General features: G+C 63.6%; 7 protein-coding genes and 1 tRNA gene. All 8 read right to left on the bottom strand.

Going from position 1 to position 12,335, the window contains the following annotated elements:
- Window positions 1-9 precede the first annotated feature (9 nt).
- Entirely contained in the window at window positions 10-84 is a 75-nt protein-coding gene (gene pqqA, locus V3H56_RS24895) for a pyrroloquinoline quinone precursor peptide PqqA (RefSeq protein ID WP_003177660.1), read from the bottom strand.
- A gap of 156 nt (window positions 85-240) precedes the next feature.
- The gene (gene pqqF / locus V3H56_RS24890) at window positions 241-2,679 is read right to left on the bottom strand and encodes a pyrroloquinoline quinone biosynthesis protein PqqF (RefSeq protein WP_338473964.1); all 2,439 of its coding nucleotides are present in this window, start codon (window positions 2,677-2,679) and stop codon (window positions 241-243) included.
- 48 nt (window positions 2,680-2,727) lie between these two features.
- Window positions 2,728-3,522: a carbon-nitrogen hydrolase family protein gene (locus tag V3H56_RS24885; RefSeq protein WP_338473963.1), complete on the bottom strand. Its 795-nt coding sequence runs from the start codon at window positions 3,520-3,522 to the stop codon at window positions 2,728-2,730.
- A gap of 12 nt (window positions 3,523-3,534) precedes the next feature.
- On the bottom strand, window positions 3,535-5,217 hold the full coding sequence (locus V3H56_RS24880) for an FAD-dependent oxidoreductase (RefSeq protein WP_338473962.1): 1,683 nt from the start codon (window positions 5,215-5,217) through the stop codon (window positions 3,535-3,537).
- Between the two features lie 267 nt (window positions 5,218-5,484).
- Window positions 5,485-5,946, bottom strand: a complete 462-nt coding sequence (locus V3H56_RS24875; protein WP_042729756.1) for an Lrp/AsnC family transcriptional regulator — start codon at window positions 5,944-5,946, stop codon at window positions 5,485-5,487.
- Between the two features lie 35 nt (window positions 5,947-5,981).
- The gene (locus V3H56_RS24870) at window positions 5,982-8,450 is read right to left on the bottom strand and encodes a hypothetical protein (protein ID WP_338473961.1); all 2,469 of its coding nucleotides are present in this window, start codon (window positions 8,448-8,450) and stop codon (window positions 5,982-5,984) included.
- Between the two features lie 43 nt (window positions 8,451-8,493).
- A tRNA-Ile gene (locus V3H56_RS24865) sits at window positions 8,494-8,570 on the bottom strand.
- Window positions 8,571-8,585: 15 nt separating this feature from the next.
- Window positions 8,586-12,329: an EAL domain-containing protein gene (locus tag V3H56_RS24860; RefSeq protein ID WP_047735943.1), complete on the bottom strand. Its 3,744-nt coding sequence runs from the start codon at window positions 12,327-12,329 to the stop codon at window positions 8,586-8,588.
- Window positions 12,330-12,335 lie beyond the last annotated feature (6 nt).

The raw sequence follows: 12,335 nt of genomic DNA, 5'->3' as shown, positions 1-12,335 counted from the left end.
CTGCAACGATCAACGGCTGGCGAAGTACATGGTGACTTCGAAACCGATACGCAGGTCGATATATGCGGGTTTGGACCAGGACATGGGAATACTCCTTTGGTTGGGGTGGGACGGTTGGGATCTATACATATAGTCCACCTCCGTTCGGAGATGTTCAGATGCTTAGGCGACTATGTTACTAAATTAAACAATTTCCAGGCCGCGATTCTCGGAGAAAGCTCTTTGCAGCGCCGGTAACGATCAGTCCCAGCTTTGCCACGGCGAACCCCCGCCGGCCCCGTTGGCCAGGCAAAACCAGCTGCCTTCGGCATCGATCAGGCGCTGGGCGGCTGCCATTAACCGCGTCCGATCCACCTGTTGGAGAGCCTCAGGCAAGCGTTGGGGGTAATCCGACGGGTGGCCGGCCAGCCGGGCTTGCCAGAGCAGCTCGGCCGCTTGCGGAGCCGGCAGGACATCCCCCTGGAGCTGAGCAGCGAGGCTGCGTTGCGAGTTGCCCAGGGCCAGGTCCTCGGTCTGCTCGATCAAGTCCGGCAGGTCATTGAGGAACTGCTCGATATGCCCGATCAGCGTCGTGGCGCACGCATGGGGCGACTGGACGCCGAACAGCAGGCCGGTGTGCCCGTCGAGCTGTTTCAAGCCACTGAACACGCCATAGCCCAGTTGTAGGTCGACCCGCAGGCGCTGATAAAACGGCGCCTGGCACAACTGCGCCAACAGCCGCCATTCGGCCTCGTCCGACAGCGTCGAAGTGGGTGCCGGACAAAACAACAACACGGCGTGTTCGTCGCCATGGGTCTGCAGGTTTTTCCATAGGCGCCGCCCTGCGGGCCATTTCAGCGGATCGGAGTCCTGGCTGCCGATGCCCGGCACCCGGGCCAGCACCGGGCCCATTGCCCCTTGAGCCGCCGTTGAAAGCCCCACGGCCAGTCCATCCCACTGGGCGCTTGCCCAGAGGTCCTCATCGCGAGCCCCAATGGGCAATGGCGGTACCGATAAACGGCTGCAACACCCCGGCAGGGCCTTCAATAGGTGTCGAATCGGCATCGGCGGCGCTTCGTGTGCGGCGCGGGCCGTTGGCAGCGGCTCCCCCAGTTTCGCCAGCACATGTTCGAGCACCGACGGCATGGGCGCTTGCAGGCCCACCAGTTTCAACAGCCATTGGTGGCCGGACGGCTCGAAGGTGACATCCACGCCGGCCTGGCGGGCATCCTCGTACAGGTCGTGCAGATGTCGGTCGAGCCTGGTCTGAAGGTCCGGCGGTGCCTGGGTGGTCAAGCGCCAGCGCAGGTACACCACGCCTTCGCGGTTGTGGTTCGCCAGCGCCGGGCTGAACGACATGGGCGAGCGCTCCCGGCGGCCCCGGGAGCGCTCCTGGGCGAAGGTGCGCAACCCGCGATGGGCGCTGGTCTGGCCGCGTATCAGGCCGGCGCGGGGCGCTTCGTCGGGTGTTTGCAGGAAGGGGTTGGGCTCGGGCAAATGCCATTCGCCGATCACATCAGTGGCCGGGTGCAATTGCCTGAGGATTTCCCTGAGCCTCGCGAGGTCGTGCTCCGACAGGGGCGCATCGAGCCCTTCGCTGTCCCAGCGAGCGAGTTGCAACGCCGAACCGGTTTCCTGCCGACGCTGCAAGCGGGCGCTGAACGCGCTGCGCAACGACGCCCAGTCATCCTGGCCGGCAAAGAAACCCAGCCAATCGTGGAGTAACGCCTGGATGTCGTTCGACGCTTGATCAGCGATGAGCTTGAGTTCGAGGTGCAACAGCGCTTGCCCGGCAAATTCATGCAACACGCTGGCCTTGAGGCTGTCCGCCAGGCCACGCTGACGCAACGCTGCCAACAGGCCGCCCGGTTTGCTGGATTCCAGCCACGTGCAGAGAAACGCCAGGGCTTGGGGCGAGGCGTCAGGAAGTTGTTCGAAGGCAAACAGTAGGTCGAGGCTGTCGTTGTCGACCTGTTGATAGTGAGGCTGGGCCGTTGCCATCAACGGCGGCGGCAACTGCCTGCGCACCGCTTCGCCCCTTGGCAGTTGCTCACCGAATTGTTCGGCCAGGGCCTTCAGCGCCTCGACGCTCTGCGGGCCGACGAGGCTCAGGCGCATTTGGCCGCTCTGGTAAAACCGTTGGTAGAAGCCGTGCAAGGCCGCTTGGAATTCGGCTTGAGAAACCGCCAGGCTGTCGCGGTTGCCGGCATAAAAGCCGCGCAGCGGATGGGTCGCCGACAGCCCATTGTGCAGGGCAAGCCGTCGCTGGGCGGTCGCGTCTTGGGACCAGGCGACGAACTCAGCCTGGAGCACTTCTCGTTCGCGCAACTGATCGGCTTCATCCAGGCGCGGATGCGTAAGCATGTCCCCGAGCCGTTCAAGTCCGCCGCTGAAGGCCGCCGGGGGGACTTCGAAGAAGAAGTCGGTGGTGCGTTCGCTGGTGCGTGCGTTGACCTGACCGCCGTGCCGTTGCACGTAGGCCATCAGGTTCTCGCCGACGGGGAAACGTTGGGTACCCAGGAAGAACAGATGTTCGAGCAGATGCGCCATTCCAGGCCAGGCCAGGGGCTCGTCATGGCTGCCGGCCGCCACCCGCAGCACGGCGGCGCTGCGCTTCAGGCCAGGGACGTGACGCACGGTCACCTGCAGGCCGTTGGCCAGGGTTTCAGGAGTCAGGCGAGGGGAATCGGGGGCCGGCATGAGCGCTTCCAGGACAGAGATGCGCTCATGCTAGCGGATTAGACCGGGTCAGTGCTTGTGCAAGTCGCCATAAAGCTCTGGGCGGCGATCGTGCAAGTAGTTGTAGGCTGTGCGAGCGTCGTCCATCACTTGCCGATCCAGTTCCCCCACGATCAAGGCCTCGTCCAAGCCCGCCAACGCGGCCCGGCTGCCATCCGGCGCGGCAATGCTGCTTTGGCCGCAGTACTGCAGTTCACCCTCGTGGCCGCAGTAGTTGGCGTAGGCCACGAAACACTGGTTCTCGATGGCCCGGGCACGCACGGTGACATCGGCGATGACGTCATAAGGCTGCATGTTGGCGGTCGGCACCAGGATCAGTTCGGCACCGGCCAGGGCCAGGCGCCGGGCGTTCTCCGGGAACTCCAGGTCGTAGCAGATCAACATGCCGAGCTTCCAGCCATTGAGCTCCACGATCGGCAGCGCATTGTCCCCGGCGCTGAACATCGCGTGATCGAGATCGCCGAACAAGTGGCTTTTGCGGTAGTTGGCCAGGCGTTCGCCCTGGGCGTCGATCAATTGCACCGCGTTGTAGATCTGCCCGTCTTCGCTGCGTTCGGGGTAGCCATAGACAATCGCCAGGTCGGCCGCCTTGGCAATGCGACCGACCTGTTGCGCCCATTCGCCGTTATAGACCTCGGCCAATACGTTCACCGCGTCGACGCCGATGTTGTAGCCGGTCAGGAACATCTCCGGCAGCACCAGCACATCGGCGCCCCTGGCTTCCAGCGCGATCTGGTGCAGGCGTTGCAGGTTAGCGGCCGGATCCAGTGGCAACGGTGGGCATTGATAGAGGGCTACGCGCATCGACAACTCCTTTTATTCAGGCAGGGCGATCGGACCGATCTCATGGAACACATCGCCTGGACCCGGGTTCTCGGCGTGGGTCTTTCCGCCGAAGTGCTTCATGATTCCCCACACGGCATTGAGCGAGGTCTGTACCGCGCCTTCAACCCAGGCGGGTGTCCATGAGACGTCATCGCCGGCGATAAAGATCCCGCGTTGTTCAGCCGGCATGTCGTCCTGCATGAAATGCGCGTACATGCGCTGGTTGTAGCGATAGTGGCCGGGCAGGGCGCCCTTGAAGGCACCGAGGAAATGCGGGTCGGCTTCCCAGGACACGGTGATCGGGTCGCCGATGATCCGCGCGGCGATGTCCACCTTGGGGTAGATTTTTTTCAGCGCGTCGAGGGCCAGCTTCACCCGTTTCTCCACCGGGTGCGGGAGCATCTTCAGCGCATCGCTCATCCAGGAGTAGGACAGGCAGATCACCCCCGGCTTGTCGTCGCCGTTGTCGAACAGGTACGTGCCGCGGGTCAGGCGATCGGTCAGGGTCATGCTCATCAGGTCGCGGCCGGTTTCCGGGTCCTTGTCCTTCCAGAACGGCCGGTCGACCATCACGAACGTCTTCGACGATTGCATGTAGCGGGTGCGGTCCAGGGCCATCCACATCTTCTGCGAGAACAGTGCCTCTTCGCATTCGATCTGGGTGGTCAGCAACCAGCTCTGGCAGGTGACCAGTACGGCGGCATATTCGCGGGTGTCGCCCCAGACGTCCGTCACGCTGAAGCGATCGTTGGCGGCCCGGGCGATGCGCTTCACGCCGCTGCGCGGAGCGCCCAGGTGCAACGAACTCAGGCTGGTGCCCTGGGGCCAGTGCGCGCAGCGTTCCGGCACGTGCTTCCAGATGCCGTAGGGCACCTGCTCGACGCCGCCGACCACCAGGTGCTGGTGATCGTCGCAGTTGGTCATCACCACTCGGAAAATTTCCAGCATCGAGTTGGGGAAGTCCGAATCCCAGCCACCCGTGCCGAAACCGACCTGGCCGAACACCTCGCGGTGTTGGAAAGAGAGTTTGGCGAAGGCCTTGGAAGTGGCCACGAAGTCGTAGAACGTGCGGTCATCCCACAGGGGGACGAGGGTGTTCCACAGTGCCTTGAGGCGCGGCACGTCGCGGTCGCGGATCGCCTGCTGGATCTCGCCGAAGCGCGAGCGATCCTCCAGGGCGTCGGCCCAGGCGTCCGCCACTTCCTGAAACAAGGCCGGCAGGTCGGCCATTTTCTCGGCGTAGTAGGTCTGGCCCTCGAGGTCGATGACCGTGCTGCCCGAGGCTGGGGTCAACGGGTTGGGAAACGGTTTGGTTTCCAGGCCCAGCTTGTCGACGTAGTGGTAGAACGCCGTGGAGGACACCGGGAAACGCATGCCGCCCAACTCGGCGATCACCCCTTCGGCGCCATTGAATGGTTGGGAGCGCAGCCGCCCACCCATTTTCGACGCTTCATAGACCACGGGCTTGAGGCCCAGCTTCATCAATTCGTACGCCGCCACCAGCCCGGCGATCCCGGCCCCGACAATCGCCACCTCCGCACCCAGGGTCTCGGCAGGAATGCTGCCCAGCCCCGCCGGGTGCTCGATCCAGTCGTCAAAAGCGAAAGGGAAGTCCGGCCCGAAGATAGTGATGGGTTTCTTACCGTCTGCTGGATGGCGATTGTGCTTGTTCATGGCGGACCTTGATGGGCGACTCGACGCAAAGCTCGCGTCTGAGTATAGGAAAGATGCCAGCCATTCTAGGGAGTGGGAGATACGTTAATAAGACACAATATGTCGTCATTTTTATGTGTGATGAGTCGATTTGACGTATTTGACAGTCTTAATGACAAAAATCCTTCCCGTGGGAACGAGCCTGCTCACGAAGGACGTATGTCTGCGATGCAGGCACTGCCTGGTCTCACGCAATCACGAGCAGCCGCGCGCTCACAAGTGCGGGTTCTAGAGCGGCTGGCCCCGGTCGATCTTGCTGCTGAGGATGATCGAGGTGGTGGTCTTTTCCACGCCGTCCACGCTGCCGATCTGGTCCAGCAACTGATCCAGCTGTTCTGGCGAGTCGGTGCGCAGCCAGGCCACATAATCGAACTCGCCACTGACGGCACACAACTGCTGGACCTGGGCCATGGCGCTCAGGCGCCGCAGCACGTCCTTGCCGGAGCGCGGCTGGACCTTGATGCCGACGTAGGCCTGCAAGCCGCCATCAATCAGCCGCTGGCCGAGGCGTACGCCGTATCCGGTGATGACCTTGGTCTTTTCCAGGCGCGCCAGTCGTGAGGTCACGGTCGTCCGGGCGATGCCCAGTTGCCGGGCGAGCATGGCGACGCTTTCCCGGGCATTGATTTGCAGGGCCGCGATCAGTTGGCGGTCGATTTCGTCGAGGACGGGAGGGCGGGTGTCAGCCAAGGCGGGCTCCGGCGTGGGCGTTGTGGGCGAACATGTTACAGGTTCTCTGGCTGGAAATAGCCGATGGCCGGTAATGTCAGCGCGCGCCAGGCAGGCGCCAAGTGTGTTTGCGTGGCCCTGAGCCAGATACCGTCCTGGCAGACCAGCGGTTCAATAGGCAATTGCAGCAGCGCGGCCAGCGGCAAGGACTGCACGGAGCCCGGGTCATCATCGTCCTCGGCTGCCCAATCCCGTTCGAAACACCGGACTTGCACATGCTCGTTGCCGAAGCGTTCGAACAGCGGACGGTTGCCCAGCCATTGCGGGTGCACCCGCAGCGTGTGTTCCTGGACATCGAGCAGCAGCAACTGCCAGCCTCGATAGCGGCCACAAAGCTCGGTTACATCTGTCGCCATGCGGGTCAGGGCGAGATAGCGGCCTTTCGGTGACCAGATCATTGAAGGCGCCAGCTCGTTCAGCGCGCAGCCAGAGGCTGTCAGCAGGTGGCCGCCGAGCCGTGGCGAGCTGGCGCGGATCCAGCTGTCGCCGTACTCCGTTTCACTGCCGAACAGCCAGGCGGCGTCCTGGCCTCCCGGTGCGGGCTGGATAAAATCGCCGTCGGCATTGGCCACCTGGGGGCGATCCACTTGGCGCCAGGGGTCGACGCTGTGTAGCTGAGAGCCGGTCACGCACAGCTCTACGGCGTTGTAGAACAGCCGGGATCGCTCGTCGGGATGAAAGAACGACGGATCGCTGCCGACCGGTGGCGCAGGGATGTCGAAGCGTTGCAGTGCATTGCCTTCAAGGTCCTGGCCCAGGCGGCCGGCAATCGTCGCCAGGCTCAGCAGGCCATTACGGAAATCAAGCACGCGGGCCACCCACAGGGGCGGTCCTTGCAACAGGCTGCGTGCCGGCACATCGACCACCACCGCATGGGTGGCCAACGTCATCGTTTCGGCAAAAGGCAACAGCGCCAGATACCGTCCGCAGTCCGACACCCGATGATCCAGCAGCCAGCGCCCAGGCAGTTGCCAGTCACCGATCTGGCAACGATAAGCGCCCATGCCGGCGTGATTGTCGGTCAGCCAGGTCAGGTGGGCGCAGAGGCCACCCTGTAGGGGCTGTGTCTCGATGAACGCGTCACCGCGTCGGCCCTCACTGTCCAACGGCAGCGCGATGCTCATCCGGGTCAACTGAAACTCGGCCACCTGCACGCGACCCTGGGCATCGTGACCTGCCTGGGTTTCGGTATCGCCGTGGATGCTGTCGAGGCGGTAGCCATGCCGGCCAAGGGACGGGCGTGGGTAATCCAGGTACGCACCTATGCGCACATGATGGGCGTCGAGACCGAGCACGTCGTTCCAGTAAAAGGATGGCTCAACGTCATGCTTCACCCAAGGCGAGGGAAGGGCGCGCCAGTCCTGGTCGGCGTGCCACAACCAGTACCGGTCGCCCTCGGAACTGCCGCCCTGCTCCTGGGCCTGGCACACCAGGGCAAGCTGATCGGTGCTCCAGACAACGGCGGTGTCGGCGGCCATCAACAGGCCGGAGGGCTGCTCATTGACGCTGATGGCATAGCGCGGTGACACCAGCGGCGCCAGGGGTTGGGGCAGGTCGCGAAACACCGGAGGCAGTGAAAGCCTGCCCGTCAGGCAGTGTTGCCCGTCGGCAGAGCGGCGCTCGATCGTGTGCGCGATAGCGTCCGGGTAACTGCCAGGTTCCAGCCAGAGGTCGGCGACGGGTACCAGTTCGGCAACGCGGGCGGTTTGCAGCAATTCATCGAGCCGGGCCTGGCGGGCGCCATCGTCCACCAGCGGGCTGTGGCGACCCGCCAGCCCGTTGAGGTCCAGCGTGTCCAATTCCCAGAACTCGCTGTTGTCGCAGCGATAGACCCGCCGCTGCTGGCGGTCAAGCACGACTAACCCCCAAGCCTGCCGGGACGGTACGGTTGCCGCAAAGTAACGTCCATCCGCCGAGAACACCGCCGAAGACCCGAGACCTTGTAACAGCACACCGTCGGGGAACAGGTAGTCGCAATAGGTCAGGCCCCCCATCGCGATTTCACTGTGATTGAACGTCCGGATCGGCTCGCCCTCGGGCGTCAACTGCGGCTCGCCGCCACCCCAGGCACTCGGGCCCTTGACCGGTTCCACCACCAGGCCAAGGCGCCGCTCCCACGTGCTGACGCCCGCGAGCCCGCCGATGATCGCGGCGATCGCCGCCAGGATGCCCCACCACTCGGGCAGCGCCCTGCCCAGGCTGAAGCCCAGGCCAAACACCGCGCCAATCGTCAATCGGGCCAGGCCCCGGGCGATTGAAGGAGAGCCCAGGCGCACCGCCAGACCCATCGACAGGCCGAGCAACAGCACCGTCAGCAAGGCCAACGCCGGCGGCATCACCGTGACGAAAAAGGCCGGCACCACCAGGATGCCCAGTTGCCAGAACAGATCGAGAAACAGTCGGGGGAGGCTGGGGCTGGCGATGATGGACGTCTCTGGTAGGGAAGGGAGGAACGAGGCAACCACCCTCTCAAAAACGCAAAAGCCGCGCAATGCGCGGCTTTTAATTTGGTGGGCCCACACGGACTCGAACCGTGGACCAAAGGATTATGAGTCCTCTGCTCTAACCAACTGAGCTATAGGCCCTCAGTAGGCCGCGGATTATAGCGACGGTTTCTCGGCTGTGCTATCCGAATAATCCGATACGGTCACACGCAGGAACGTGGCGGCGAACTCGGCGGCGCACAGCGGCAGGCTGACGATGTAGCCCTGGATTTGTTCGCAACCTTCTTCGGTGAGGAACTGCTGTTGGGCCAGGGTCTCGACGCCCTCGGCGATGATGGTGAATTGCATGCTGCGGCCCAGGGCGATGATGGCCCGTACGATGGCGGCGTCGTGGGGGTCGTCGGGCAGGCCGCGGACGAAGGACTGGTCGATCTTGAGGATGTCCAGCGGCAGACGCTTGAGGTAGCTCAGGGAGGAATAACCGGTGCCGAAGTCGTCGATGGCCAGTTGCACGCCGAGTTTTTTCAGTTGGTGCAGCACCATCAGGGCTTCTTCGGCCTGGCTCATGATGAAGTTTTCGGTGATTTCCAGTTGCAACAGACCCGGTTCGAGCTGGTTCTCCCGCAGCAATTGTTCGATGCGCCCCAGCAGGTTGGGTTGGCGTAGCTGGGCGCCGGCCAGGTTGACCGACAACGGGCCGAGGCTTTCGTAGGTGCTGTTCCATTCGCACAGTTGCCGACACGCGCGCTCCAGTACCCAATCGCCGATCTGCAGGATCATGCCGTTTTCTTCGGCCAGGGGAATGAAGTGCTCCGGCGGCACGTCGCCAAACGTCGGGTGGTACCAGCGAATCAGCGCCTCGGCCCCCACCAGTCGGTTGTCGGCGAGGCTGATTTTCGGCTGGAAGGACAGCGACAGTTCATTGCGCTCGATCGCCCGGCGCAGCTCGTGCTCCAGGGCCACGCGCTCGCTGGCCTGGGCAGTGAGGTCGCGAGTGTAGCTTTCCACCCGGTTGCGGCCCTTGGCCTTGGAGCGGTACATCGCCGCGTCGGCGTTCTTGACCAGCGTGGCAACGTCGCAACCGTCCTGTGGATAAAGACTGGTGCCGATGCTGGCGCTGATGAAGAACTCGTGTTCGCCGGCCTGGAATGGCGCGGTAAAACAGTTCAACAGCTTCTGGGCGATGTGCTCGGCGTCGCTGGGTTGCTGCAAGCCGGGCAGCAGGATGATGAACTCGTCGCCGCCCAGGCGAGCCACGGTGTCGATATCACGCAGTTGCTCGCGCAAGCGCACGGCGATGCCCTTGAGCAGTAGGTCGCCGACCGGGTGCCCGAGGCTGTCGTTGATGTGCTTGAAACGGTCCAGGTCGAGAAACAGCACCGCGCCCTGGCCGCCTTGCTCCTGCTGGCTGGTCAAGGCTGTCAGCAGGCGGCTTTCGAACAGGGTGCGATTCGGCAGGCCGGTAAGCGGGTCGTGGTGAGCCTGGTAATCAAGCCGGGCCTGGGCATGCTTGAGGCTGGAGATGTCGGCAAACACCGCCACGAAATGGGTGATCTGTTGTTCCCGGTTGCGCACCGCGCTGATGGTCAGCCAGCTGGGGTACAGCTCGCCGTTCTTGCGCCGGTTGGAGATCTCCCCCTGCCAGTGCCCCTCCGCCGTCAACTGGTGCCACATCGCGGCGTAGAACGCGCTGTCATGCAGGCCGGAAGCCAGCAGGCGCGGTGTATGGCCCAAAGCTTCGGTCTCGCTGTAGCCGGTGATTTCGGTGAAGGCGCGGTTCACGGCGCTGATGTGTTGTTGCGTATCGGTGATCAACACGCCTTCGGCGGTGCTTTCGAACACGGTGGCCGCCTGTTGCAGCTTTTCCTGCATCAAGTGGCGTTCGGTGATGTCCCGGGCGATGGTCAGCATGCAGTCTTCGTCGCCGATGGGCAGCGGTCGGCTGGACACTTCGCAGAGCCGGATCTGCCCGTCATTGCGCCGGATATGGCAACTGAAATCCCGCACGAAACCGTCGCGCTGCAACAGGTCGAGCATCTGTTTGCGTTCGTTGAGATTGACCCAGATGCCGAGGTCCAGGGTCGAGCGGTCCACCGACAAGGCACTGTTGAAGCCGGTGATGCGGCTGAAGCCTTCGTTGACCTCGATCAGCAGGCCGTCGCTTTGCCGGGACAGCAGCAAGCCATCCGGTGACGCGTGGAACGCCTTGGCAAACTTCTCTTCGGAGGTCTGCAACTGTTGCTGGGTTTCCTTCAACTGGCTGATGTCACGCACTACCACGACCAGGGCCGGCGTGGTGTCGAGGTCAAACGGCTCGGCGGAAATCAGCCCGGTGAACGCTTGGCCGTTGCTGCGGCGGAAGGGCATCTCCAGGTTGCGGATGCTTCCGGCCTGCAGGCGTTGCAACAGGCTCGGCCCCACCCCCTGGATGCCCCAGATGTCGAGGTCGGTCGCGGTCCGACCCACCACCTCGGCGGCGCTCAGGCCGATCTGCTCCTCGAAAGCGCTGTTGACCTCCAGCAGGCAGCCGTCGAGCAGGCGCGCAATCACCAGAATGTCTGGGCACTGGCGGAACACCGAGGCGAATTTCTGTTCGGACAGGCGCAAGGCTTCCTCGGTGCGCTTGGCCTCGCTGATGTCGATCATCAGCCCGCGCATCACGGGTTCATGGGCATGTTCGATCAGGCTGACGATGTCGCGCACCCACAGGCAGCGGCCGTCGGCGGTGAGTACGCGGTAATCGATGCAATGGTCGCGGCCGGCGAGCACTTCCTGGTTGCAATAGGTCTCGGCCCTGGTCAGGTCGGCCGGGTGAATGATATTGCGCCAGAACCCCGGGATCAGCCAGTGGGCGAGGGGGTAGCCCAGCAGTTCTTCGGCGTGGGGTGACACGTAGCTGTAGGTGAAGTCGCTGACCCGGGCCTCCCAGGCAATGGCCGACAGGCTTTCCACCAGTCCGCGGTAATGATATTCGCTGCTGCGCAACTCCTGCTCCAGCTCGACGCGCCGGGCGATCTCCGAGCTGAGACGACGGTTGATGCGAATCACCACCGCCAGGATGCCCACCAGGAGCAGCAGAGCCGGCAGGCCGTAGACCACCAGGTCCGACCAGAACTGGCGGTAGTCATGTACATTGCCGACCCATTTCGCCTGGATCTCGCTGACCTGGGCCGGGCTCATGTCAGCCAGGACCTTGTCCAGGATGCCCACCAGGATCTTGCTGTCCCGTGGGACGGCCATCGCCAATTGGTAGCGGTAGGGCGTTTCCCCGCTGACATAAAGGCCTTCGAGCTTGAGTTGGCGCAGGCTCCAGACGCTGGAGGCCAGGTCGCCGACCACGGCGTCCACCTCGTCGGTCGCCAGGGCTTGCAGGGCTGAGCTGACGTTGGGCAGCGCCACCAGATTCAGGTCGGGGTGATGATTGCGCAACAGCTCGTGGGGAGCGTAGTTCTCCACCACGGCGATTTTCAACCCGTACAGGTCTTCCAGTTTATGGGGTTGGGCGCCGCCGCGGTGGGCCAGGATGACAATGGGGAAGTCGAGGTAGGGACGGGTGAAGGCCAGGTAATTCTGGCGTTCGGGGGTGGACATGATGCCCGGCAGAAGGTCGATCTTGCCCTGTACGACCTGCTCCAGCACCTCCGTCCAGGTGGCCGGCTCGATCGGGACGATCTTGATGGCCAGCCGCTCGCGGAGGATGTCGACGTAGTCGGCGGCCAGGCCCTGGTAACGACCCTGGTCGTCGCGAAACTCAAACGGCGGCCAGGAGGCATCGATGCCCAGTCGCAGGTCGGGATGGTCCTTGAGCCAGCGTTGCTCCTCGTCGGTGAGCGTGAACGCGCCAGCTGTTGCGGTCCATGTCATCAATGACAACAAAAGCGCGGCCGTCAGTCTGGGCATCACTGT

This window comes from Pseudomonas sp. MS646 (assembly GCF_036693845.1).
GTDB classification, from domain to species: Bacteria; Pseudomonadota; Gammaproteobacteria; order Pseudomonadales; family Pseudomonadaceae; genus Aquipseudomonas; species Aquipseudomonas chlororaphis_E.
The sequence above is the reverse complement of the archived record's forward strand: the minus strand, read 5'-3'. Positions and strand labels throughout refer to the sequence as shown.